This window comes from Rhizorhapis suberifaciens (assembly GCF_014200045.1).
In the GTDB taxonomy this organism is placed as follows: domain Bacteria; phylum Pseudomonadota; class Alphaproteobacteria; order Sphingomonadales; family Sphingomonadaceae; genus Rhizorhapis; species Rhizorhapis suberifaciens.
The window spans coordinates 104,711-127,987 of sequence record NZ_JACHOV010000002.1 but is presented as its reverse complement, the minus strand read 5'-3'; the positions used below and the strand labels follow the sequence as shown (position 1 = coordinate 127,987).

22 protein-coding genes are annotated in these 23,277 nt (G+C 58.8%); 14 read left to right on the top strand and 8 right to left on the bottom strand.

Annotation, left to right across the window (positions count from 1 at the left end; translation table 11 throughout):
• The first annotated feature begins 42 nt into the window (after positions 1 to 42).
• The 3 genes from HNQ99_RS02845 to HNQ99_RS02835 are packed head-to-tail and all read left to right on the top strand — an operon-like array spanning position 43 to position 2,416.
• Positions 43 to 609, top strand: coding sequence for a DUF1285 domain-containing protein (locus HNQ99_RS02845; RefSeq protein ID WP_184474145.1), 567 nt, complete (start codon positions 43 to 45; stop codon positions 607 to 609).
• Positions 606 to 1,199, top strand: a complete 594-nt coding sequence (locus HNQ99_RS02840; protein WP_184474144.1) for a CoA pyrophosphatase — start codon at positions 606 to 608, stop codon at positions 1,197 to 1,199. Before HNQ99_RS02845 ends, HNQ99_RS02840 begins: the two co-directional genes overlap by 4 nt.
• Positions 1,196 to 2,416 (top strand): CCA tRNA nucleotidyltransferase, encoded by a 1,221-nt coding sequence (locus HNQ99_RS02835; protein ID WP_184474143.1) that lies wholly within the window; start codon positions 1,196 to 1,198, stop codon positions 2,414 to 2,416. The genes HNQ99_RS02840 and HNQ99_RS02835 overlap by 4 nt, the downstream gene beginning before the upstream one ends.
• Here the strand turns inward: HNQ99_RS02835 and HNQ99_RS02830 are convergent.
• The 3 genes from HNQ99_RS02830 to HNQ99_RS02820 all read right to left on the bottom strand — a co-directional run bounded on the left by HNQ99_RS02830 (position 2,386) and on the right by HNQ99_RS02820 (position 7,434).
• Positions 2,386 to 4,101 carry a putative bifunctional diguanylate cyclase/phosphodiesterase gene (locus HNQ99_RS02830; protein WP_184474142.1) on the bottom strand — a complete coding sequence of 572 codons (1,716 nt, stop codon included), beginning with the start codon at positions 4,099 to 4,101 and terminating at the stop codon, positions 2,386 to 2,388. The genes HNQ99_RS02835 and HNQ99_RS02830 overlap by 31 nt on opposite strands.
• A gap of 119 nt (positions 4,102 to 4,220) precedes the next feature.
• Positions 4,221 to 6,464, bottom strand: coding sequence for a DNA topoisomerase IV subunit A (gene parC / locus HNQ99_RS02825; RefSeq protein WP_184474141.1), 2,244 nt, complete (start codon positions 6,462 to 6,464; stop codon positions 4,221 to 4,223).
• Entirely contained in the window at positions 6,457 to 7,434 is a 978-nt protein-coding gene (locus HNQ99_RS02820) for a LysR substrate-binding domain-containing protein (protein WP_184474140.1), read from the bottom strand. Before HNQ99_RS02820 ends, parC begins: the two co-directional genes overlap by 8 nt.
• A 114-nt stretch (positions 7,435 to 7,548) precedes the next feature.
• On the opposite strand from HNQ99_RS02820, the gene HNQ99_RS02815 reads away from it, so the two are divergent.
• From HNQ99_RS02815 to HNQ99_RS02765, 11 genes are all read left to right on the top strand, one after another.
• Positions 7,549 to 7,851 (top strand): hypothetical protein, encoded by a 303-nt coding sequence (locus tag HNQ99_RS02815; RefSeq protein WP_184474139.1) that lies wholly within the window; start codon positions 7,549 to 7,551, stop codon positions 7,849 to 7,851.
• A gap of 94 nt (positions 7,852 to 7,945) precedes the next feature.
• Positions 7,946 to 8,713, top strand: a complete 768-nt coding sequence (gene otsB, locus HNQ99_RS02810) for a trehalose-phosphatase (RefSeq protein ID WP_184474138.1) — start codon at positions 7,946 to 7,948, stop codon at positions 8,711 to 8,713.
• Complete coding sequence (locus tag HNQ99_RS02805) at positions 8,714 to 10,513, top strand: glycoside hydrolase family 15 protein (RefSeq protein ID WP_221232538.1); 1,800 nt, start codon at positions 8,714 to 8,716, stop codon at positions 10,511 to 10,513.
• Complete coding sequence (otsA, locus tag HNQ99_RS02800) at positions 10,510 to 11,922, top strand: alpha,alpha-trehalose-phosphate synthase (UDP-forming) (protein WP_184474137.1); 1,413 nt, start codon at positions 10,510 to 10,512, stop codon at positions 11,920 to 11,922. The genes HNQ99_RS02805 and otsA overlap by 4 nt, the downstream gene beginning before the upstream one ends.
• A 206-nt stretch (positions 11,923 to 12,128) precedes the next feature.
• Positions 12,129 to 12,908, top strand: coding sequence for a phosphoribosylaminoimidazolesuccinocarboxamide synthase (purC, locus tag HNQ99_RS02795; RefSeq protein ID WP_184474136.1), 780 nt, complete (start codon positions 12,129 to 12,131; stop codon positions 12,906 to 12,908).
• 115 nt (positions 12,909 to 13,023) lie between these two features.
• Positions 13,024 to 13,656, top strand: a complete 633-nt coding sequence (locus tag HNQ99_RS02790; RefSeq protein ID WP_184474135.1) for a LolA family protein — start codon at positions 13,024 to 13,026, stop codon at positions 13,654 to 13,656.
• Between the two features lie 281 nt (positions 13,657 to 13,937).
• Complete coding sequence (locus tag HNQ99_RS02785) at positions 13,938 to 14,732, top strand: exodeoxyribonuclease III (protein WP_184474134.1); 795 nt, start codon at positions 13,938 to 13,940, stop codon at positions 14,730 to 14,732.
• Entirely contained in the window at positions 14,732 to 15,793 is a 1,062-nt protein-coding gene (gene ribA, locus HNQ99_RS02780; protein WP_184474133.1) for a GTP cyclohydrolase II, read from the top strand. The genes HNQ99_RS02785 and ribA overlap by 1 nt, the downstream gene beginning before the upstream one ends.
• Entirely contained in the window at positions 15,790 to 16,299 is a 510-nt protein-coding gene (locus HNQ99_RS02775; protein ID WP_184474132.1) for a L,D-transpeptidase family protein, read from the top strand. The genes ribA and HNQ99_RS02775 overlap by 4 nt, the downstream gene beginning before the upstream one ends.
• 79 nt (positions 16,300 to 16,378) lie before the next feature.
• Positions 16,379 to 18,196: a translational GTPase TypA gene (typA, locus tag HNQ99_RS02770; RefSeq protein WP_184474131.1), complete on the top strand. Its 1,818-nt coding sequence runs from the start codon at positions 16,379 to 16,381 to the stop codon at positions 18,194 to 18,196.
• 255 nt (positions 18,197 to 18,451) lie between these two features.
• Entirely contained in the window at positions 18,452 to 18,721 is a 270-nt protein-coding gene (locus tag HNQ99_RS02765; RefSeq protein ID WP_184474130.1) for a DUF3297 family protein, read from the top strand.
• 88 nt (positions 18,722 to 18,809) lie between these two features.
• Here the strand turns inward: HNQ99_RS02765 and HNQ99_RS02760 are convergent, their stop codons facing one another.
• From HNQ99_RS02760 to HNQ99_RS02740, 5 genes are all read right to left on the bottom strand, one after another.
• Positions 18,810 to 19,751: a Gfo/Idh/MocA family oxidoreductase gene (locus HNQ99_RS02760; protein WP_184474129.1), complete on the bottom strand. Its 942-nt coding sequence runs from the start codon at positions 19,749 to 19,751 to the stop codon at positions 18,810 to 18,812.
• Positions 19,752 to 19,892: 141 nt separating this feature from the next.
• Positions 19,893 to 20,735 (bottom strand): class III extradiol dioxygenase subunit beta, encoded by an 843-nt coding sequence (locus HNQ99_RS02755; RefSeq protein WP_184474128.1) that lies wholly within the window; start codon positions 20,733 to 20,735, stop codon positions 19,893 to 19,895.
• A gap of 3 nt (positions 20,736 to 20,738) precedes the next feature.
• Positions 20,739 to 21,143, bottom strand: coding sequence for a protocatechuate 4,5-dioxygenase subunit alpha (ligA, locus tag HNQ99_RS02750; RefSeq protein WP_184474127.1), 405 nt, complete (start codon positions 21,141 to 21,143; stop codon positions 20,739 to 20,741).
• A 135-nt stretch (positions 21,144 to 21,278) separates the two neighbouring features.
• Positions 21,279 to 22,298 (bottom strand): amidohydrolase family protein, encoded by a 1,020-nt coding sequence (locus HNQ99_RS02745; protein WP_184474126.1) that lies wholly within the window; start codon positions 22,296 to 22,298, stop codon positions 21,279 to 21,281.
• Positions 22,295 to 23,185 (bottom strand): NAD(P)-dependent oxidoreductase, encoded by an 891-nt coding sequence (locus tag HNQ99_RS02740; RefSeq protein WP_184474125.1) that lies wholly within the window; start codon positions 23,183 to 23,185, stop codon positions 22,295 to 22,297. The genes HNQ99_RS02745 and HNQ99_RS02740 overlap by 4 nt, the downstream gene beginning before the upstream one ends.
• Positions 23,186 to 23,277: the final 92 nt, after the last annotated feature.

Genomic DNA, 23,277 nt, shown 5'->3' with positions numbered 1-23,277 from the left:
CAAGGCTTTCCTTCTCCGGCGCAACATCCTATCTCGGCCAGAATGCGAACGGACCCACCAATCGAGCTGGAAAAGCTTTCACTGACAGAGATCGTCAGCCTGGTTGAACAGCAAAAGCTGCCGCCAGTGGAACAATGGAATCCCAGCCATTGCGGCCATAGCGACATGCGAATCGCAAGCGACGGCACTTGGTATTATCAGGGCTCTCCTATCGGCCGACCGGCCATGGTCCGCTTGTTCTCAACCATCCTGCGTCGAGAGCCCGACGGCCGCCATGTGCTAGTGACGCCCGCTGAAAAGCTGGACATCGACGTCGAAGACGCGCCTTTTCTGGCTATCGAACTGCGCACCGAAGCGGAGGGATGTGACCGCCGCCTCGCCTTCCGGCTCAATAGCGGAGACCTCATAGTAGCAGATGCTGCCCATCGACTGACATTCGAGGATCGAGGCCATGGCTGCCACCCCTATCTGCATGTACGCGGAGGCCTGGAGGCGCTGGTGGCAAGGCCGGTCTACTATGAACTCGCCAATCTGGCGATCGAGGAGGATCACGCTCCCCTCGGCCTTTGGAGCGAAGGCGCTTTCTTCCCGATGGACGCTGCGGCGTGACGCTCGCCGATCGGTTGCGCCAGGCGCTGCGGAGGGGGCATGAGGGCGGGCCGTTAATCCCAGCTGACATGCACGATCCGCGTCTTGGCCCGGAGATCGTCTTGGCCCCTGCCGCGGTACTCATCCCCGTAACCGATCGGCCGCAGCCGGGGCTCATCCTCACACAGCGCACCGCGCATCTGCGCAAGCATCCGGGCCAGGTGGCGTTCCCCGGCGGCAGGGTCGACGAGACCGACGCGGACGAAATCGATGCGGCGTTGCGGGAGGCGGAGGAGGAGATTGCACTTCCACGCGCCATGGTGGAGGTCATCGGCGTTTCGGATCGCTACCACACCTTCACCGGATTCGACATCGCACCTGTCCTTGCCGTCGTGCCGCCGGACCTCCCGCTGGTTCCCCATGCCCATGAAGTGGCCGATTGGTTCGAAATGCCTCTTGAATATGCGCTCGACCCCAATAACCAAGTGCAGCGTTTTATCGAATATCAGGGGGCTAACCGGCCCTATTATGAGATACTGTGGGAGGACCGCCGCATTTGGGGGGTCACCGCAGCGATCTTGGTCAATCTCCGCAAAAGGCTTGGCTGGTGAGCGCGATATTGCCCGACATGGAATGGCGCAACCATCCAGGTCTGGACAAGCTGTTCCAGGCACTTGAAGCAGACAAGGACATGATACGCTATGTTGGGGGAGCAGTGCGGGACAGCCTGCTTGGCCTCACCGTATCCGATGTCGACATCGCGACCCGCCACCTGCCCGATGAAGTCATGGCCCGGCTGAACGCTGCGGGAATAAAGGCCGTTCCCACCGGGATAGAGCATGGCACGATCACTGCGGTCCTCGACGGCTGGCCTATCGAAATCACCACTCTTCGCCGGGACATCGAAACCGACGGACGAAGGGCCACGATCGCCTATAGCGATGACTGGCGCGAGGATGCGGCGCGGCGGGATTTCACCATCAACGCGCTCTATGCCGATCCCCTGAACGGTCAAATCAGCGATTATTTCGGAGGGCTGGAAGACCTTGTCGCGCGGCGCATCCGCTTCATCGGCAATGCGGCTGACCGGATTGAAGAGGATCATTTGCGCATCTTGCGCTACTTTCGGTTTCTCGCCCGTTTTGGAACGCCCGATCCCCAAGCGGAAGCGTACCGCGTGTGTATGGCCAAGGCAAACAGCCTCATGGCTCTTTCGCGCGAACGTATTGCCGACGAACTACTGAAGCTTCTCGTCACCAACGACCCGCTTCCTGCGCTACGCCTGATGATCGACGGCAATATCTTCGCGCCCGTCTTGCCGGAAATCGAAGCAACCGGTTTGGACAAGCTGTCCGCGCTCATCGCCCGGGAAAGGGAGGCTGGTGTGGAGCCATCGGCCCTCCGCCGGCTTGCCGCCCTGTTGCCGCCAGACGGCCGAACCGCAGAATTGGTCGGCGCACGGCTAAAGCTGTCGAACAAGATGCGCAAGCGGCTGGCGCTTGCCCTGGATCCCGCTTGGAACCATCTGCGCAAGCCGACCGAGCTTGCCTATCGGATCGGACGAGAGAGCGCCATCGATCGCATATTGCTGGACAGCGATCGCCCGATTGAACGGGCAATAACTCTCTTAGATTGGACAAAACCGAGCCTGTCCGTGGGCGGAGGCGTTCTGGTGAAGAAGGGCCTTGCCGCCGGCCCTGTTGTTTCCCGAGCCTTGCAGCAAATCGAGCAGCGCTGGATCGATGAGGACTATCCGGGTGCTGAGCGGACTCAGATCATCGTTGACGAAGTGGTTGATCAGCTGTTGCGGGACAGCCAGAATTCGTAAGCTTCGGCGGCGGATATGGGTTCTCCAAAATGGAAGCCCTGACCATGATTGCAGCCAAAATGAGCGAGCGCCTTCCCTAGTTCAGCGCTCTCGATGCCCTCCGCCGTGGTCTTGAGCTTCAGCGATTTTGCCAGCGACAATATCGCGCGCACGATAGCGCATTTGTCTTTGTCCGTCAGCATCTCCGTCACGAAGCTTCGGTCGATCTTTAATATGTCGATGGGCAACCGATGCAGGCTGGCGAGATTGGAAAAACCAGTACCAAAATCGTCCATGGCCACAGAAATGTCTTGCGCCTTCAGCGCCGTCAAAACCTGCCTTGCCTTATCGGGATCGGCGATGATCGCGCTCTCGGTAAGCTCAACGGTCAGGCGCTGTCCGGATATGCCGGAATAGCGCAGCGCTTCTTCGGCCACCTCAGGCACATCATCGCGCGCCATCTGAATGGGGGAGAGATTGACACTCATGCTTACCGGCAAGGGACGCCCATATTGCCGGTCCCATTGGGCCAGGCTCTGCAGTGCTTCATGCATGGCCCAACGGCCCAGCGGAATGATAAGACCCGACTCCTCGGCAACTGGAATGAACTCCGCTGGGGAAATAACCCCCCGGTCGGGATCCTGCCAACGGGCAAGCGCTTCGAATCCAGTGACTGCACCTGTATGCAGATCCACGAGCGGATGATAGGCCAAGCGCAACTGGCCATTCGCCAGCGCATGCCGCAACTTGCTTTCCAAATCGAAACGGTCCCGCGCCTGCCGTAGAACACCGGGACGATATATCTCCAGCTTTCCACTTTTCTTTGCCAGTTTCATCGCGACCTGGGCCTGACGCAGGATTTCGTCAGAATCGTTCTGCACAGTCGAAATCGAACAGCCGATCGCCACGTCAATGCTGATCTGCAGGTCGGACAGGCGGCAAGGCGCTGCAAGCGCAGTATTAATGCGCTGGACGATTTGCAACGCATCGGAAAGGCCGTTGCTCAACCGGACGAAAATGCCGAATTCATTACCACCCAGCCGCGCCAATATGTCTCCCTGACGCAAACTGGATTTTAGGCGCCGCGCAACGGTGATGATCAACTCATCGCCCGCCATTGCTCCGAGGGATTCGTTGATCCGGCTGAACCGGACCAGATCGATCGCCAGAATGGCATATTGGCTGATCGGCTCAAACTGTGTATCGGAACAACGGGCGTCGATGTCTTCGCCAAATCCAGCGCGGTTCGGAAGACCCGTCAGACTATCCGATATCAGCTCACGGCGAAGGTTCTTTTCAGTTTGCCGTTCGCTGGTCCGGTCTACCATGATCGATAGAAACCTGCGCTTGCCGTCCGGCCCATCTGTCAGCCTTGCCATTGTGCCCATGAAAAAAAGCTGCATGGCGAGCGGGCCGTCCTCGAGCCATTCAAAACAACATGATTGCTGATCGGAGCGCGCGAAATCCATCACTTGGCTATATTGTTCGGGATAACCAGCGCCTTTGGTTTTAAGCCAGCGCTGCGTTCCTTCCGCACTGCCCGCGAACGCCCCGTTGTAGCTTTCAAGCGTCAATTCGTTGCCGTGAAAGCAGAAAATGGCTGCAGGGAAAGGCAAGGCACTCAGCCAATCGGGAATAGCGCCATCCACCTGGAACGGTATTATGGCAGCCTCAATGGCCCGCGCTTGCGCACCCTTGAAGCGCATTCCTCTAGCTGATTTTAACGCGACCATGCCGCTAGATACGACCAAGCGCGTAAATTATTGCTGAATCAGCTTATTTTTTCCCTTAACCGCAAGGAAACCACTCGTCAGCGGTCTATCTGTCAAAATCGATTGTTCCGTGGAAATCCCGTGGGCGGCATGCGGCCGGCCGCGCCACGTGCGACGCGCCATGGGGTAAGATCGGTTTCTGTTCTTATACGCCCGGTATCACCGCCCATCGCCCAGCTTAGCCCGTCGTCCAGCCGGAATGCGATCGCATCTGACAAGCCGCCGTCGCGGTATCGCTGTAGCTGCACGCCCTGCCCCCGCGCCATTTCCGGCAATTCGCTCAAGGGAAAGACCACAAGCTTCCGATTGTCTCCAATGACAGCGACATAGTCGGCAAGCGCAGGCACGGAACGCACCACCTTCAGCTTCGATTTTGGTTTCAGATTGACCACCTGCCGGCCTTTGCGCGTTTCGGCGATCACTTCGTCCATGGTGGCGATGAACCCTCGGCCATTATCGGCAGCAAGCAATAATCGCCCGCCGGGCCGCACAGGAAGCAGCGCCACAATGTCGGATTCGTTCTCCAGGTCCACCATCAGCCGCACTGGTTCCCCAAAACCGCGCCCGCCAGGCAGCTTATCCGCTCCCAATGTGTAGAAACGGCCATTTGAGCAAATGAGCAGCAGCTTGTCGGTCGAATGCGTGTGGAACGCAAAGGCGAAGCCGTCGCCTTCCTTGAATTTGAACTGATCGCGGGCAGTAAGATCTGCATGCCCCTTCATCGCCCTAATCCAACCGCGTTGCGACATGATGACCGTGACCGGTTCGCGCTCGATCATCGCCTCCAATGGAATTTCGCGGGCGGGCGCTGCTTCCTTAATCGATGTCCGGCGGCGACCCAGATCAGTTTGTGGGCCGTAGCGCTCGCGTAAAGTGGTCAGGTCTTTCTTAAGTCTGGTGCGCTGCCGGGCAGGGCTCTCCAGGAGCTTCACCAGGGCTTCTCTTTCTGCGGCGAGTTCATCGCGCTCGCGACGAAGCTCCATCTCCTCCAATTTGCGCAAGGAACGCAGACGCATGTTGAGAATGGCTTCCGCCTGCCGATCGGTGAGCTGGAACTCTGCCATCATGATTGGCTTGGGCTCATCTTCATTGCGGATGATCTCGATAACCCGGTCCAGGTTTAGAAAGGCTATGATATAGCCTTCCAGCAACTCCATTCGTGCGTCGATCTTTTCAAGGCGATGCTGGGACCGGCGGACAAGCACCTCGATCTGGTGCTTCAGCCAGTCCGAAAGCACCTCCCGAAGCCCCATGACACGGGGCGTCCGTTGGGCGTCCAATACGTTGAGGTTCAAGGAAACCCGGTTTTCCAGATCCGTCAGGCGGAACAGACTGTCCATCAGCACATCGGGATCGACCGTGCGGCTGCGCGGCTCCAATATGATTCGCACTTCCGTATCGGATTCATCCCGGATGTCGGCCAGAATCGGTAGCTTCTTGTCGGCGATAAGCTGAGCGATCTGCTCAATAAGCTTGGATTTCTGGACTTGATAAGGAATCTCGGTGACCACCGCCACCCAGGTTCCGCGCCCTTCGTCCTCACGGTGCCAGCGTGAGCGTACCCGAAACGCGCCCCGGCCGGTGGCATAAGCGTCGCTGATGCTCGTTGCGCTGTCCACAACCATGCCGCCGGTGGCGAAGTCTGGTCCCTTCACCAAATCCATGATCTGGCCATGCGTAGCTTCGGGCTGCTCGATCAGCAGCATCGCGGCATCGACGATTTCAGCTACATTATGGGATGGAATGTTGGTCGCCATGCCGACGGCGATGCCGCTCGCGCCATTGGCAAGCAGATTGGGGAAAAGGCCGGGCATGATCTCCGGCTCCTCGTCCTCTCCATTATAGGTCGGACGAAATTCGACTGTGCCTTCGTCAAGACCCGCCATCAGGTCGATTGCCACCTGCGTCAGGCGCGCCTCAGTATAGCGGTAGGCCGCAGCGTTATCGCCGTCGATGTTACCGAAATTGCCCTGACCGTCGACCAGCGGATAACGGAGCGAAAAGCTTTGTGCTAGACGCACCATCGCGTCATAGACGGATGCGTCCCCATGGGGGTGGTATTTGCCGATCACGTCGCCCACGACCCGAGCGCACTTCTTGTAGCCGCTGGCCGGATCGAGCCGCAAAAGCCGCATCGCCCAGAGCAGGCGACGATGAACCGGTTTCAACCCATCCCGCAAATCCGGCAGCGACCGCGCCGTGATGGTCGATAGGGCATAGACAAGATATCGTTCGGAAAGCGCCGTGTCGAAAGGATGCTCGACAATTTGATCGAACGGATCGGAAAACTCACTCATCGGCGAGGGGAATAGCAGCGCTTTTCGCGATTGGCGAGGGGGCGTCTTGCCCCGGCAACCGGATCATATCCATTCTGTCCGCCTGGACATCCTTGTGTATTTCGGCCTCGATCCACTGGAGAAATGCCTTCACTTTGCGGCTATTGCGCCCATGTGGCGGATAGACCAGCCAATGGCGGCTGGGATCGAAGCATGTGGTTTGCACCGGCTCGATGAGCTGGCCAGCGGCGATTTCGTTTCGCCAATAATAGGGAATCAGCATGGCGAGTCCCTGCCCCGCAAGCGCCGCGCGGCCATCCATCACCTGGGAGTCCAGGCGAACGACCGGGCCTTCATAAACAAACAGCTGATCATTGCCGACGCAACGCCACCAAATTTCCCACCATATGTCATCGGGACTGAAGCGCGGCAGTTCCATCACCCGCGCCGGCAGGTCGATGGGCCCAGATTTCTCTAGGAATTCCGGCGTGCACATTGGGGCGATGCGACAGTGCAGCAGCTCCCGGCTTTCAAGGCCGGGCCACACGCCCGAGCCATTGCGTATGCCGACATCCACACCGTCTCGGGCGAAGTCCAATACGTCATCGGACGCCTTCAGCCGCACCGCCAATTCAGGCCTTAACATCTGGAAAGAACCCAGGCGGGGCACCAGCCAGTTAGTCGCAAAGCTGTTCGTACAGCTTATCGTCAACACCGTTTCATTTTCGTTCGATAATTTTCCGAAGCTTTCGCGCATCAGATCAAATGCAGAGATGATGGATGGCGCAAGCACGCGGCCTTTTTCCGTAAGGGCAATTCCTTTGCCAGATCGCTGAAAAAGGCTGAAACCAAGCCGATCTTCCAGCGATTTTATCTGATAGCTGACAGCGGCCTGGGTCATGCCAAGCTCCTCGGCCGCAGCGGTAAAATTCTCATGCCGCGACGCCGTCTCAAACACCCGGACCGCAGCCAGAGGAGGAAGATTGGCCATGCCACATCATAAGGCACACTTATATATATAGTCGAGCTTTTTGTTGGCCCTTCGCGGCGTAAAGCGGCATATCGGTGGCGCCCAGCAATGACATGAAGCAAAGGATACACGGCCATGCGAGACGAAATCGACGCTCGCCTGTGGAGCGAGCATCATCAGACCTTCTCCATCGACATCCGCAGGCTTGCCAGCGGAGCGATGCAGACGTTCGAGTTGCTCCATCGGCACTATTGGAACGCGCCATGGTCGAGTAAAAACGGCGAGGGCGGTGTCGAACATACCCCCCGCGGCAAGAATATCCTTGCCGCCGTGGCAATAATGTTCAGCCTCACTGCAATAGTTGCGGCAGTGGGGCCGGCCGGCACCAGTGCTGAATTTGCGCGGTCGGCCCCCGCCGCCAGCCACTATCGAGCTTAAGCTGCGGGCCTTTCCTCTCAACTCATCCGAAACGACCGCCTGATGAACCGGACCCAGCTTGCCTTGCTGTTTCACTGCCTTCTAGACTGAAGCGGTGATTGAAAAGGCCACTCCAATCCTCGACCCGCCGCCTTATGACTTGCTTGGCGGGGCTTTTCTTTTCCTCGATTTCGACGGCACGCTCGTTGAACTCGCGCCCCGCCCCCAGGATGTCACGGTCGAAGCCGACCTGCGAAACCTTTTAGGCAGACTGCAGGACAGGCTTGATGGCCGTCTGGCCATTGTCAGTGGCCGGTCGGTTGCGACCTTGCGGGCGATGTTCGGGCTCGGTGATTATCTGTTGGCAGGAAGCCACGGCCTGGAACTGGCCTATCCGGGCTGCGCGCCCGAAGCGCCTGTCCGCCCCCCCTCCATTGATCAGGCTCTGCGGGAACTCATCTGCTTCGCCGAAGGAAAAAACGGCCTGGTGGTGGAGGAAAAGACCCTTGGGGTCGCGATCCACTATCGTCTCGCGCCTCAACAGGAGGACGAATGCCGCTCCATCTGCGAAGCGCTTTCTGTAGATACGGGCCTTTACCTTCAGCACGGTAAGATGATGTTCGAACTTCGCCCTGGCAATGGCGGTAAAGGGACAGCGGTCACCCGTTTACTTGCCGAAACGGAACCCAATGGGGTTCGGCCGATTTTCATAGGCGACGATATAACGGATGAAGACGGCTTCATGGCCGCTGCTCGCCTTGCGGGCAGCGGTATATTGGTTGGCTCGCCCCGTATAACCGCCGCCAATTACCGGCTCGATAGCGTAACGGCAGCACGGCGGTGGTTGTCCAGGGGCGAAGAGCAATTGCGCAAGGGAGGATAGATGCACAAGCGCACGCTGGACCTTTGGCCCATCGGCAACTGCCAGGCATCGGCTCTGGTCGACACGGATGGGCGAATGATCTGGGCCTGCCTTCCCCGAGTGGATGGCGATCCGATCTTTTCGGCACTCTTGGGCGACGATGACTACGACGCTCCGCACGCGCGCGGCTTTTGGTCGATCGACCTGGAGGACAGTGTCAGCGTCACGCAGGAATATGTCCGCAACACTCCCATATTGCGGACCACCAAATGCGACAGCAACGGCAACATCGTCGAGATTCTCGATTTCTGTCCCCGCTTCAAGCAGCAAGGCCGCATTTATCGGCCGGTGGCCTTTGCGAGGATCGTGCGTCCCTTGGCCGGATCCCCGCGCATTCGCATTCGATTGCGGCCCACATCAGCCTGGGCCATGGAGCAACCCGACGTTCGTTACGGTTCCAACCATATCCGAATACCGCTTGCCGTCATGCCAATGCGCCTGTCAACGGACGCGCCCATCGGCCTCATTTCGCAGGAAACGCCCGTCAGGCTTGAACGGGACATGCATTTCTTCCTGGGACCGGATGAAAGCTTCTCGGACGCGTTGCGGCCGTCGCTGGAACGTATGCTCGATGACACGACGGCCGAGTGGCAGCATTGGGTAAGGGGGCTTGCTACGCCACCTGAATGGCAGGATGCCGTGATCCGTTGCGCCATAACGCTGAAACTTTGCCAACATGAGGAAACCGGCGCTATCGTAGCGGCGCTCACCACATCGATCCCGGAACATGCAAATAGTGGTCGTAATTGGGACTATCGCTATTGCTGGTTGCGCGATGCCTATTACACGGTAGAAGCGTTGAACCGGCTGGGAGCGCTCGACGTCCTCGAAGGCTATCTCGCCTATCTTCGCAACATTGTCGATGACGCGCGGGGGGGACATATCCAGCCCCTTTATGACGTGCGCGGCAACGCGCGGCTTGAAGAGTGGGAGGCAGAGGCGCTCCCAGGCTATCGCGGCATGGGGCCCGTGCGAGTGGGCAATGACGCCTATCACCAGATACAGCATGACGCCTATGGGCAGATCGTCCTATCGTCGGTCCAAGCCTATATCGACCAGCGGCTATACCGCATGAGCGGCGAGGAGGATTTTATCGCCCTTGAACAGGTGGGCGAGCTGGCCTGGAAAGTCTACGACCAGCCCGACGCCGGACTTTGGGAATTACGCACCCGCGCCCATGTCCATACCTATAGCGCGGTCATGTGCTGGGCCGCTTGCGATCGCCTGGCCCACGCAGCCGCCGCTCTCAATTTGAAAGAGCGTGAAGTCTATTGGGCGGAACGTGCGGAAATAATGCACCGCACTATTATCGAAAATGCCTGGAGACCGGACAATGCCTGCTTGTCGGCCGTCTTTGAAGGCGACACCTGCGACGCCAGTTTGCTTCAGTTGCTTGATCTGCGTTTTATGACTGCCGACGATCCGCGCTTTCTTACGACGCTCCAAGCCACCGAACATGAACTTCGGCGAGGTGCGGTCATGCTCCGCTACAGCGCACCCGATGATTTCGGGACGCCCGTCACTGCTTTCAATATATGCACCTTTTGGCTGATCGAGGCGTTGTATCGCACTGGAAGAGAGGAAGAAGCTCGCAATCTGTTCAACGAAATGCTCCAACGTCGTACCGCCGCCGGCTTGCTCTCTGAGGACATAGATCCGATCACCGGTGAATTATGGGGCAATTACCCTCAAACTTATTCGCTTGTCGGGATCATCAACTGCGCTGTCCTTTTGAGCAAGCCATGGAGTGAATGCAGATGAGCCGCCTGATCGTCATTTCCAATCGGGTGCGACAACCCGGCGCCAGCGCGGCGCAAGGCGGGCTTGCGGTCGCCCTCTCCGCGGCGCTTCGTGAAAGCCGCGGAATCTGGATGGGCTGGTCGGGCAACATGACCGAAAAATTTACCGGCCACATCGCCTTTCAGGAAGACGAGGGCGTCAAGACCGCGACCATCGACCTCGAAGAACAGGATATCGACGAATATTATAACGGCTATGCCAACCGCACGCTGTGGCCGCTATTTCACTATCGCATAGACCTCGCTGAATATGATCGCACGTTCGAGGGCGGATATAACCGGGTCAACGAGCGCTTCGCCGATACCGCCATCCCCCTGATCGAGCACGAGGATATCGTGTGGGTCCATGATTACCACCTGGTTCCTTTGGGTCAGATGCTCCGCGACCGGGGTTTGAAGAATCGCATCGGCTTTTTCCTGCACATCCCCTGGCCGCCGACCCGGCTCCTGGTTTCACTGCCGCATCACCGGCAATTGGTAGATACCTTGTTTGCCTATGATGTCGTCGGCTTCCAGACCGAGGAGTGGCTGGAATCCTTCCGCCACTATGTGGAAAAGGAAATGGGCGGCACTGTCGATGGCGACACCTGCACCGTCGGCGACCGCTCAATACAGGCGATTGCCTGTCCGATCGGCATTGATATCAAGGATTTCGTCGAAGCAGCGCAGAGCCCGGCGGCGGCGCAAATGCGTCAGCAAATGCGCGCCTCTCTTCAGGACCGCAGCCTGATCGTCGGCGTCGACCGCCTGGATTACAGCAAAGGCCTGGAGGAACGGTTCGCAGGCTATGAGCGCTTCTTGAAGGATCATCCCGATTATCATCGCGACGTCGTGCTGGTGCAGATTGCGCCCCCGTCACGTGGAGAGGTACAAAGCTACCAGGAAATCCGCGCGAAACTGGACGCCTATGCCGGCCGCGTGAACGGCGAATATAGCGATGTGGACTGGACCCCGATCCGATATGTGAACCAGGGCTATCCGCGGAACGCACTGGGGGGCATTTATCGCGCCGCCCGCATCGGCCTGGTCACCCCCTTGCGTGACGGAATGAACCTTGTCGCAAAGGAATTTGTCGCGGCGCAGGATCCGGACGATCCCGGCGTCCTCATCTTATCCCGTTTCGCAGGCGCGGCCCTTCAATTGGACCGTGCGCTGCTGGTTAATCCCTATTCGGCGGAAGAGATTTCCGATGCCATCTGCCGCGCCCTTGAAATGCCCCTCAATGAACGCCGGGAACGTTGGCGTTCGATGATGGACAATGTCGAACAGCAGGACGTGGCCTGGTGGCGAGAAAGATTTGCCGCGTTGCTCGCTGGGCAACAGCCAAGGACCAAGACCGCAGCCAGCCCGGAATTGGTCGCGGTAAAATAAGCGGGCCAAGCCCCCAGGTCAGGGCAAGGCGAGGGCGGCCACTTGCCGGAACGGCGGCGAAACGACCCCTTCTCGACCCACGTTGCACCGCCGAACGCTTTGGTATAATGGCGGCTGTGAAACAGCCCCGGCCCGCGCTGATCCCTTGATTCGCGTTGCCGGGGCGTACTATTTCTGTTGTACCCACGATTAGGGGAAACCTTGCCATGGCCCGTCGCCGTCAAATCTACGAAGGCAAAGCCAAAATCCTGTATGAAGGCCCGGAGCCCGGCACGCTTATTCAGTATTTCAAGGATGATGCCACCGCCTTCAATGCGCAGAAGAAGGGCACGATCAGCGGCAAGGGCGTGCTGAACAATCGCATTTCGGAGCATGTCTTCACCCTGCTGGGTCAAATCGGGGTTCCGACGCACTTCATTCGCCGCCTCAACATGCGAGAGCAACTGGTGCGGCAGGTCGAGATCATTCCGATCGAAGTGGTGATCCGCAATGTCGCGGCGGGATCGCTGTCCAAGCGGCTGGGCATCGAGGAGGGACAACAGCTCCCCCGCACGCTCATCGAATATTATTATAAGGACGACGCGCTGGGCGATCCGCTGATCACCGAAGAGCATATCGCCTGCTTTGGCTGGGCCAGCCAGGAAGAAATGCACGACATTGCCGACATGGCCATTCGCGTGAACGATTTCATGTCGGGCATGTTCGCTGCCATCGGCATTCGGCTGGTGGACTTCAAGCTTGAGTTCGGCCGACTTTGGGAAAATGACTATAGCCGTGTCATTCTGGCCGATGAGATCAGTCCCGATGGCTGCCGCCTTTGGGACATGATCACGGGCGAAAAGCTCGACAAGGACCGTTTCCGTCGCGACCTGGGAGGGGAAGTCGAAGCCTATCAGGAAGTGGCACGGCGACTGGGGCTCCTGCCGGAAGGAGCCGAAAATGCGGTGCTGGACTTGGACTCGCACAGGAAAAAGCGGGGCGGTTGAGGAAGGCTGCCTTGTAACACTCTCCAGCACCTGAACCAGGTCCGACCGTCCAATTCAGTTGGCATTCAATAGCGGTGCTCCATATATCCGGACCCAGACAACTGGAGAGAGACATATGGTTCGACACGCACTCGCCTTGTTCGCCGTGCCCCTCGCGCTGGCAAGCATTCCATCGCAAATAGCGAGCGCGCAGCAGCCGGCGGACAGCCTTGCGCAGGTCAATGCCTATATCCGCGCGGTCAAGAGCATGACCGCGGACTTCACTCAGACCGATCGCAGCGGCCAGACGCTGACGGGTAAGCTCACTTTGAAACAGCCGGGCAAGATCCGCTTCCAATATCAAAAGGACGTGCCCTTGCTGATCGTCGGCGATGGCAAATCGCTTACGATGATCGACTATGAAGTAAGCCAGGTGCAGCGCTGGCCCATACGCAATTCGCCATTGGGTGCGTTGCTGGACCCTGATCGCGACCTTTCCAAATATGGCAAAATCGTACCTTCTGGCGATCCCCGGATCATGACCGTTGAGGCGCGTGATCCCAAGCGCCCTGAATATGGCGTGATCACGCTTATCTTCCGGCGCAACCCCAGTGCTCCAGCGGGTCTGGAGATGTATGGATGGGTGGCGCTCGACGCTCAGAATAATCGCACCAGCATTCGTCTCAGCAATCAGCGCTATGGGGTGCCCGTGCCTGAATCGGCTTTCAAATGGCGCGATCCGCGCCCGAAAAGTCCGCCAAGCCGGTAAGACGAGAAGATTTTGCGGCAAGGTCCACGCTGAACGTCGTTGTTCATCTAGCGCTCATGTGGGTCTTAATAGAAAAAGGCTGTGACGGCGGACACGCATGGGATTCCCCCCTGTTACCCATGCCCTCTCCGCCGGCATAGAGCGTGAAAACGCAATAGAGACCCCCGTTCCACGCCCCCGGAGCGGGGGTCTTTGATTGACGGATGCCGCGCCGGATAGCTGCGTCAATGTATCGATCCCACTCCTTGCCCTATTCGCCTTTCGCTCCTAGGGAAGGGCACATGTCTCAGACCATCAAGATCGCGTCCTGGAATATTAACAGCGTCCGTGCCCGGATCGAGATCGTTGAGCGCTTTATTCAGGAAGAAGCGCCTGACATCTTATGCCTTCAAGAGACGAAGGTCGTGGATCACACCTTCCCTGAGGGGATATTTCGACAATTAGGATACAACCATCAGATCCTGCACGGCCAGCCCATGCACCATGGTGTCGCGATCATCAGCAGGATTCCCATCCGCGAGGATGATCGGCTCGACTGGCAGGCAAACGGCGAAGCGCGCCACGTGGGCGTGCGGCTGGATAATGGAATTCGGCTGGAAAATGTCTATGTGCCTGCGGGCGGCGACATTCCCGATCGCCATGAGAACCTGAAATTCGGTCAGAAGCTGGATTTCCTTGAGCGGATGATCAACTGGTCCGAGCAACTCGACAAGCCAACGATACTCGTCGGGGACTTCAACGTGGCGCCGCTGGACTGCGACGTGTGGAGTCACAAGCAGCTGATCAATGTTGTCAGCCACACGCCCGTTGAATGCGAAATGCTGACCCGGCTGCAAGCTGCGCATGGGTGGATCGATCTCGGCCGACGGTTCGTGCCTCCTCCGGGTCGGCTTTATACCTGGTGGAGCTACCGCGCGCGCGACTGGTCGGAATCTGACCGCGGTCGCCGTCTGGATCATATGTGGGCCAGTCCCGCCATTGCCGATGCGGCGATTTCGCACCGGGTGGTCGAGCCTTGCCGTGGCTGGAACCGCCCCTCCGATCATGTCCCTCTAATCACGGAATTCAAGTTCTGATGAATCCTCGCGCGGCCGCCCGCGCCATTGATGCGCTGCACCGGGGATGGCCCGTCACCGTCACGGCGGCAGGGCGCGGCTATGCCTTGCTGGCGGTGGAAAGCGCTAGTGAAACGGCGCTTGCCGAATTCGATCCCCAGCAGAAAGCGGACCTTTTGATCTCCGCTTCGCGGGCTGAAACATTGAAACTTACAAACCAGTTGGCCGCCGCCGATCCGGATCGGGGCGTTCTGATCGAACGGGCGCCTTGGATGGATCTGCCGCTCGCCATGGCCGTGGCCGACCCAGTGCAGGATCTGAACTCACCGCTGAAGGGCCCCTTCCGCACCAAGCCGCTTGTCACTCCGGACGCCGCCGCGACAGCGCTGAAACTGGCGCGTCTTGCAGGAATACTTCCCGCCTTCCTGTTGCTGGATGAGGGCGTTCCCACCGAAGTCACCGCTGACGCGGCCGACGTCGAGGCCTATGACGATGCCGCCCGCCTCGCCATCGCCACCCGCGCGCGCCTTCCGGTAAAGGCGAGCGAAACTACTGAGATCGTTGCCTTTCGCAGTCCGGAGGAGCCACAGGAACATATCGCCTTGATCATAGGCAAACGCGATAGCAGCGTCCCCGTCGTTCGCCTGCATAGCGAATGCCTTACCGGCGATGTGTTGGGTTCGTTGAAGTGTGACTGCGGTCCTCAGCTTCATCAGGCGCTGCACCAGATCGCGGATGCCAAATGGGGCGTGCTATTATACCTGCGGCAGGAAGGTCGCGGCATAGGGCTTGTAAACAAACTTCGCGCCTATGCCCTTCAGGATCAGGGCTTCGACACAGTGGATGCGAATGTCCGATTGGGCTTTGCCATCGACGCTCGCGATTTCTCCGTCGCGGCGCGCATGCTCAATCTCCTTAATATCGGGGAAGTGAACCTTCTCACCAATAATCCCCAAAAGGTGGAGGGGCTGGAAAAGGCGGGCGTCAAAGTGGCCAAGCGCTTGCCCCTGGCGATCGAGGCCAATCCCCATAACGCCCATTATCTCACCACCAAGCGAGACCGCACCGGTCACAAGCTATGAGCCTTATCAAGGTTGATACTCACTCAAACCGTCTCATCCTCGATTTCATCGACATTCCCTGCGCCATCGGCAGGTCGGGAAGCTGTCCCGCCGCCAGCAAGCATGAGGGAGATGGCTGCACTCCGCTTGGCCGCTGGCCAGTGCGTGGAGCGTTGCTGCGCCCTGGCCGTTTCACGCTCGATCAGCCGCTCACCATACCCTGGCGCTGGACACGGCCGTATGATGGTTGGTCGGACGGCATGGAAGACCCGGCCTATAATCGGCCGGTCCGTCTGCCACACCCCTGGTCCGCTGAAACGCTCCAACGGGAGGATCAGGCCTACGACATCATAGTTGTGCTGGGCCACAATGACAGGCCGCCGATCCCCGGTGCGGGAAGCGCCATCTTTTTTCACATCTGGGTTGATGCCAAACCTACCGAGGGCTGCGTAGCGATAGCCCCTGATGAAATGCGGCGAATATTGCCCCTTCTTTCACCAGAAATGGCCATGGAAATCACCGGCTGACCTGTTCCCCTTGCTGCGTTGCGACATTTCCGCTATGGGCGCGGGCTTGTAAATCCTCTCACATGGCAGTTTTTTCCGCATGAGCCTTCGTAATGTGGCCATCATCGCGCACGTCGATCATGGCAAAACAACTCTGGTTGACCAGCTTTTCCGGCAGTCAGGCACCTTCCGCGACAATCAACGCGTGGAAGAGCGCGCTATGGATTCGAACGACCTGGAAAAGGAACGTGGAATCACGATTCTCGCGAAATGCACCAGCGTCGATTGGAACGGCACGCGGATTAACATCGTCGATACACCCGGTCACGCCGACTTCGGCGGCGAAGTGGAACGCATCTTGTCGATGGTGGACGGCGTCATCCTGCTCGTCGACAGCTCCGAAGGGGCTATGCCACAGACCAAGTTCGTGACCGGCAAAGCGCTCGCATTGGGCCTGAAGCCTATTGTCGTCGTCAACAAGATCGATCGTCCAGATGGCCGGGCCGAGGAGGTTCTTGACGAAGTGTTCGACCTGTTCGTTTCGCTGGAGGCGAATGACGAGCAGCTTGATTTCCCGACCCTCTACGCATCGGGCCGCAACGGCTATGCCGGCGTCACGCCGGACGTGCGCGAAGGGGATCTGACTGTCCTCTTCGAAACGATTCTCAGCCATGTGCCGGCGCCCAAAGTGGACGTCGATGCACCGTTCACCTTTCTTGCGACCTTGCTCGACCGCGACAATTTCCTTGGCCGTATCCTGACAGGCCGCGTCCAGACCGGCACGCTGAACATGAATCAGCCGATCCATGCGCTCGACCGCGACGGCAAGATCGTGGAAACCGGCCGCGCGACGAAAATCATGTCATTCCGCGGCCTAGAGCGGGTTCCAGTCGAAAGTGCGAAAGCGGGTGACATCATCTCTCTCGCAGGTCTGACGGTAGCGACGGTGGCCAATACCATTGCCGATCCGTCGGTCGGTGAGCCGATCTACGCGCAGCCCATCGATCCGCCGACCCTTTCGATGCGCTTTGCCGTCAACGATTCGCCCATGGCGGGCCGTGAAGGCAGCAAGGTCACCAGCCGCATGATCCGCGACCGCCTGATGCGCGAAGCGGAATCGAACGTTGCCATTCGGGTAACGGAGAGCGACGACAAGGATAGCTTCGAAGTCGCAGGACGGGGCGAGCTACAGCTTGGCGTCCTTATTGAAACCATGCGCCGCGAAGGCTTTGAACTGGGGATTTCACGTCCCCGCGTTCTGTTCCGCGACGGTGAAGGCGGCGGACGCGAGGAGCCATACGAAACCGTCGTCATCGATGTCGATGACGAACATTCGGGCACAGTCGTTGAAAAAATGCAGATACGAAAGGCGGAACTGACCGACATGCGTCCTTCGGGCGGTGGCAAGACGCGCATCACCTTTTCGGCGCCCTCGCGCGGTCTGATCGGCTATCATGGCGAATTTCTGTCCGACACACGCGGCACCGGCATCATGAACCGCCTGTTCGAAAAATATGGGCCTTATAAGGGCACCATCGAAGGCCGTCAGAACGGCGTTCTCATTTCGAACGGATCGGGCGAAGCGGTCGGCTACGCGCTCAACGCGCTGGAAGATCGCGGCATCCTGTTCGTTTCGCCTGGCGAGCCGATCTATGAAGGCATGGTCATCGGCGAAAACGCCAAGCCCGACGATCTTGAAGTCAATCCGATGAAGTCCAAGCAGCTCACCAACTTCCGCGCGAGCGGCAAGGACGACGCCATTCGCCTGACGCCACCCAAGCGCATGACGCTGGAACAGGCCATCGCCTATATCGATGACGATGAAATGGTCGAAGTGACGCCCAAGTCCATTCGCCTGCGCAAACGCTATCTGGATCCCCATGAGCGCAAGAAGGCGAGCCGGGCGAAGGCGGCTTGATTTTCTTGTGACGGGGTAAAGCGCGGAGCCCTGAGTGCTGTTCGCGCAAAGCGAACATGAAAGCATGGCGGAAACGCTGCACCTCGTTTTCCGGCTGGCCAATACGGTCGCGGCGGATCACGGGCGAACACCGGCTCGTTTATCACATCGCTGGGTCAGGCGACGACCAGCGGCTGGAGATCGCACCCGCTATCAATATCAGGCGTCACATCATTCCACTGGAAAAGCTTCAAGTTTTGAGGCAATGGGCCGCATATGACCGATGCAACCGACACACCTCCCGACCGCCTCTCCACAAACCCCGGCAGTCCCCATTTCGACATGGAGACGCTGAAACGCGGCATTGGGATCCGGTTCAAGGACCGGGTCCGCAATGACGTGGAGGAATATTGCATTTCCGAAGGATGGATTCGCGTTGCCGCCGGAAAGACCAAGGACCGGCGTGGCCAGCCCCTGACCATCAAGCTCAATGGCCCTGTCGAAGCCTGGTATGAGAGGGCGGCTGAGGACGAAAGCGGCGATTAAGCCTTCTGGAACTCAAAATATCGTCGATAGATGCTGAGTTCGGGAGATGGATCCCCGCCTGCGCGGGGATGACGATGGTGGAGGGCGTTTACCCTTGCAACTGCTCCTCCAGATCGTGCAGCACCTTATAGCAGGGAAGAACCTGCGCCACGCCGCTGTTGGGCTCGCGGCCTTCGCGGATTGCGGCGATGAATTCGCGGTCCTGAAGTTCGATACCATTCATTGACACGTCGACATGCGACACGTCGATAATCTCTTCCTTGCCGGTCACCAGATCGTCATAGCGGGCAATATAGGTGCCATTATCGCAGATGTAGCGGAAGAAGGTGCCGAGCGGCCCATCATTATTAAAGCTTAACGACAAGGTGCAGATCGCGCCGCTTTGCGCCCTGAGCTGGATCGACATGTCCATGGCGATGCCAAGTTCTGGATGGATCGGACCTTGAACGGCATTTGCCTGCACAATCGGGCCGGCCTGATAAGCAAAAAGGTCCACGGTATGCGCGGCATGGTGCCAGAGGAGGTGGTCCGTCCAGCTCCGCGGTTCGCCCTTCGCGTTCATGTTCTTGCGGCGGAAGAAATAGGTCTGGACGTCCATCTGCTGGATGTTGATTTCGCCAGCCTTGATCTTGTTATGCACATATTGGTGTGACGGATTGAAGCGACGGGTGTGTCCGACCATGCAGACGAGACCGGTTTCCTTCTGCTTGTCCATCACCGCCTGCGCCTCCGCCCAACCGTCAGCGAGCGGTATCTCCACCTGTACATGCTTGCCTGCGTTCATACAGGCCATGGCCTGGCTGGCATGCATCTGCGTCGGGGTGCAAAGGATGACGGCGTCGACATCGTCGCGGGCGAGAGCGTCTTCCAGCTCGGTCGAGCTGTGCTTCGCTCCGTATTTTTCGGCGACGGCGGCGGCCTGTTCACCCGTGCGACTGATGATCGAGACAATCTCGACGCCATCGATGTTCTTCAGGCCGTCGAGGTGCTTTTCACCAAAGGCGCCGGCTCCGGCGAGGGCTATTCTCATGGGGTTCTCCTCATAAACCCCTCCCTTTCAAGGGAGGGGGAATGGGTGGGTGCGATCGCCGCTGGGTGATCGCTGGCGTAAGCCGATGAGGGTGAGAACGGCCCACCCCAACCCCTCCCCTGAAGGGGAAGGGCTTTTACATTATTCCACCGGTTCCAGCACGATATGGCCGATCGCGGTATTGCTGCACGGCACGTGATAGTGGCGGTGCAGGCACTTGGTTGCCTTGCCCATCGCGCCGCGCATGATCAGCCACATCACCATCTCGATGCCTTCGCTGCCGGTTTCCCGCAGATATTCGATATGCGGAATGTGGCGGAGCTTGTCGCTGTCGCCGACCAGCCCGTCCAGAAACATATTGTCCCATTCCCGATTGATAAGGCCAGCGCGGGGACCTTGCAGCTGATGGCTCATGCCGCCGGTTCCCCATATCTGGACATTCAGATCCTCCGGGAAGCTCTCCACAGCCTTTTTGATCGCTTCGCCCAGCGCCCAGCAGCGGTTGCCCGATGGCGGCGGATAGGTGACGACATTGACGGCCAGAGGAATGACCTTCACGGGCCAGGCGTCAGCTTTTCCGTACATCATCGTCAACGGAACGGTGAGGCCATGATCCACATCCATCTCATTGATGATGGTCATGTCGAACTCATCGAGGATAAGGCTCTGCGCGATATGCCAGGCAAGGTCCGGGTGCCCGTATACATCAGGCACCTGCCGGGGACCCCAGCCCTCATCGGCGGGCTTGTACTGCTCACCGCATCCGATGGCGAAGGTCGGGATGATCTTCATGTCGAAAGCGCTGGCATGGTCATTATAGACCAGGATGACGACGTCCGGCTTTTCGGTTTTTTCCCATTCGCGGGTCCAGTCGTAACCTTCGAAGATCGGGCCAAAATAATCGTCCCGGTCCTTCCCGAAGTCAGAGGCGACCCCCAGCAACGGCACGTGGCTCGATGCGACACCGGCGGTAATGCGAGCCATGATTCAGCGTCCTTCCTTGATTGAACGTAGCCCTTTGGGCGAGCGTCCGCCGGCAAGCATCATGGCCTGATATTCCTCGAAGTTCATGTCGGTCATGGTGCTGACCGCCTGTGCAAAGGAAAAACCGTCGGTCGAAAACAGCTTTGATAGGAAATAAACATTGCCGCCTAGGTCGAGGCAGCGATTGTAGTCGCGGTCGAGCAGCGCCTGCTTCTGTTCCTCGCTCATCGGCCACTCATCGATATAGGCCCGCTCGTCCGCCTTAAAGCGCTCGCGATTCTCCGCTTTCATCAAGCTCATGGCGAACTGGTTCATCCAGTATCCCCGGCGCGCCCGGGCGGCGGTGAACACGCGGGTGCCGGGAATGTCGTCGAATTCCGCCAGATATTCGTGGATATCCTGTTTCATGATGCTCTCCAATTCATTCCCGTCATTCCCGCAAAGGCGGGAACCCATTTCCTGAACCATCCGCTTGACGCTCCGTGAGGGGATGGATCCCGGCCTTCGCGGGGATGACGAAAAAGTCAGCCCGGCCTGCCAATCTCACAATCCCCGCTCATTCAGCAGCTTGTCGAGGCGGGGGAAAACCGTCCGGGCGTTGCCCTCGAAGATTGCCGAGCGTTCGGCTTCCGAGATGTCGAGCGCGTCCACATAGCGCTTGGTGTCATCGAAATACTGGCCCGTCGTGGGATCGATGCCCCGCACCGCTCCTACCATTTCGGAGCCGAAGAGGATGTTCTTGTTATCGATGACATCGGCGAGCAAGTTGACGCCTGGCTGATGATAGACGCAGGTGTCGAAGAAGACGTTGTTCATGACATGCGTCCGCAGGTCCGGCTTTTTGAGCATGTCGGCCAAGCCGCGATAACGACCCCAATGATAGGGGACTGCGCCGCCGCCGTGGGGAATGATGAAGCGCAGCGTCGGGAAGTCTTTGAACAGGTCGCCTTCAATCAGTTGCATGAAGGCGATGGTGTCAGCCGCGATGTAGAAAGCGCCTGTTGCGTGCATCGCCGGATTGCAGCTGCCCGAGACGTGGATCATCGCGGGGACGTCCAGCTCCACCATCTTCTCGTAGAGGGGATACCAATAGCGGTCGGTGAGCGGAGGATGGTTGAAATGGCCGCCGCCCGGATCGGGATTGAGGTTGCAGCCGACAAAGCCAAGCTCATTGACGCAGCGCTCAAGCTCCGCAATCGATCCTTCAAGGCCAGCGGCAGGCGATTGGGGGAGCATGCAGACGCCGACAAAGGTTTTGGGGAAGAGCTTTACCACGCGCGCAATAAGATCATTGCAGCGGCGGGCCCATTCAATGCTGACAGCCTCGTCGCCGACATGATGCGCCATAGCGCTGGCGCGGGGCGAGAAGATGGTTATGTCCGCGCCGCGCTCCCTGACGAGGCGGAGTTGGTTCTTTTCGATGGTTTCGCGAATCTCGTCATCGGAAATTACGGGATAGGGAGGAGGCGTTTCGCCAGCCTTGAACGCCGCCTTCTGCGCCTCGCGCCACTGGTTATGGGGCTCGGGCGCGGTCGTGTAGTGGCCGTGACAGTCGATGATCATTCGCGCGTCATCCTCTCCAATATATGATCGATCTTCTGGCTCAGGCCCTGCGGGGGGGAACTCACGTCCATCAAGCCAATTGCCCGCTGCCGCTCAATCGTACCATATGTTAATGTTGCGCCGGTGCCAAGAGATTCCAGCGTTTTGGCCACTTCCTCCATCTCAGCCGCGCGGCGCAGACCATGGATCATCATGCGGTCAAGATTATAATCAGCCTTCTCGCCCCAGTCGGTACCCGGCCAGCTGGCGTTCAATGAGGCGATAACCTCATCATAAACTCCAGCGCGGCGGGCGGCCAGTACGCATTCAGTGGTGAGCGCTTCAAGGCCCTTGACCATCACAGAGCGGATCATCTTGATCGCGGAAGCGCGGCCGACCTCACCTTCAATGACGCGCAGCTTGGTGAAGCCTAGGGATTTCAAGATTTCCAGCGCCTGCCCTGACCTTGGGCCGGCCAAAAGAAGCGGAACATTGTTCAAAGCCGGATGGACAGGCGACATCACGGCGACGTCGACATAATGCGCGTCCGCAGCCTCTATGACGGCGGCATTGGCGAGCTTCGTTTCGGGAGCAACGCTGTTCATGTCACAGAAGATGGCGCCCGGCGGTATGTGTCTGGCAACCTGGCGGGCGGCCTTCTGCGCTTCGTCGGCTGTCACCAGGCTAAGTATCAGTTGCGCGCCGTCCACGGCCTCGGCAAGGGAGTCGCACCCCCGAACGCCGCCACGATCATAGTCGAACCGCTTCGCCTCCCGGGTCTCGGCCGCATCGGTTTTTACGTCGTAGGCCCGTGCTTGCGCGGAAAGCGCGCTGCCGCAGCCCTCCACAAAGGCCTGGCTTGCCTCTCCGTATCCTACAAAAGCAATATGATGGGGCAAAAGGGCCATGACCGCGACCTACTCGCCCATCGAGAGAACGGCCAATCCGAAGCGTGGGTTTCCTATAAGTTTTGCGGAAGGAATGTGGTGAGACTGGACCT

What these genes read in the sequence shown, in the direction of transcription:
- HNQ99_RS02830 (WP_184474142.1), bottom strand. Translation starts at nt 4,101, where the DNA reads ATGCGCTTCAAGGGTGCGCAAGCGCGGGCCATTGAGGCTGCCATAATA.
- HNQ99_RS02815 (WP_184474139.1), top strand. Translation starts at nt 7,549, where the DNA reads ATGCGAGACGAAATCGACGCTCGCCTGTGGAGCGAGCATCATCAGACC.
- HNQ99_RS02765 (WP_184474130.1), top strand. Translation starts at nt 18,452, where the DNA reads ATGACCGATGCAACCGACACACCTCCCGACCGCCTCTCCACAAACCCC.
- HNQ99_RS02805 (WP_221232538.1), top strand. Translation starts at nt 8,714, where the DNA reads ATGCACAAGCGCACGCTGGACCTTTGGCCCATCGGCAACTGCCAGGCA.
- HNQ99_RS02745 (WP_184474126.1), bottom strand. Translation starts at nt 22,298, where the DNA reads ATGATCATCGACTGTCACGGCCACTACACGACCGCGCCCGAGCCCCAT.
- HNQ99_RS02785 (WP_184474134.1), top strand. Translation starts at nt 13,938, where the DNA reads ATGTCTCAGACCATCAAGATCGCGTCCTGGAATATTAACAGCGTCCGT.
- purC (WP_184474136.1), top strand. Translation starts at nt 12,129, where the DNA reads ATGGCCCGTCGCCGTCAAATCTACGAAGGCAAAGCCAAAATCCTGTAT.
- typA (WP_184474131.1), top strand. Translation starts at nt 16,379, where the DNA reads ATGAGCCTTCGTAATGTGGCCATCATCGCGCACGTCGATCATGGCAAA.
- HNQ99_RS02760 (WP_184474129.1), bottom strand. Translation starts at nt 19,751, where the DNA reads ATGAGAATAGCCCTCGCCGGAGCCGGCGCCTTTGGTGAAAAGCACCTC.
- ligA (WP_184474127.1), bottom strand. Translation starts at nt 21,143, where the DNA reads ATGAAACAGGATATCCACGAATATCTGGCGGAATTCGACGACATTCCC.
- otsA (WP_184474137.1), top strand. Translation starts at nt 10,510, where the DNA reads ATGAGCCGCCTGATCGTCATTTCCAATCGGGTGCGACAACCCGGCGCC.
- ribA (WP_184474133.1), top strand. Translation starts at nt 14,732, where the DNA reads ATGAATCCTCGCGCGGCCGCCCGCGCCATTGATGCGCTGCACCGGGGA.
- HNQ99_RS02845 (WP_184474145.1), top strand. Translation starts at nt 43, where the DNA reads ATGCGAACGGACCCACCAATCGAGCTGGAAAAGCTTTCACTGACAGAG.
- HNQ99_RS02740 (WP_184474125.1), bottom strand. Translation starts at nt 23,185, where the DNA reads ATGGCCCTTTTGCCCCATCATATTGCTTTTGTAGGATACGGAGAGGCA.
- HNQ99_RS02755 (WP_184474128.1), bottom strand. Translation starts at nt 20,735, where the DNA reads ATGGCTCGCATTACCGCCGGTGTCGCATCGAGCCACGTGCCGTTGCTG.
- HNQ99_RS02790 (WP_184474135.1), top strand. Translation starts at nt 13,024, where the DNA reads ATGGTTCGACACGCACTCGCCTTGTTCGCCGTGCCCCTCGCGCTGGCA.
- HNQ99_RS02820 (WP_184474140.1), bottom strand. Translation starts at nt 7,434, where the DNA reads ATGGCCAATCTTCCTCCTCTGGCTGCGGTCCGGGTGTTTGAGACGGCG.
- HNQ99_RS02775 (WP_184474132.1), top strand. Translation starts at nt 15,790, where the DNA reads ATGAGCCTTATCAAGGTTGATACTCACTCAAACCGTCTCATCCTCGAT.
- parC (WP_184474141.1), bottom strand. Translation starts at nt 6,464, where the DNA reads ATGAGTGAGTTTTCCGATCCGTTCGATCAAATTGTCGAGCATCCTTTC.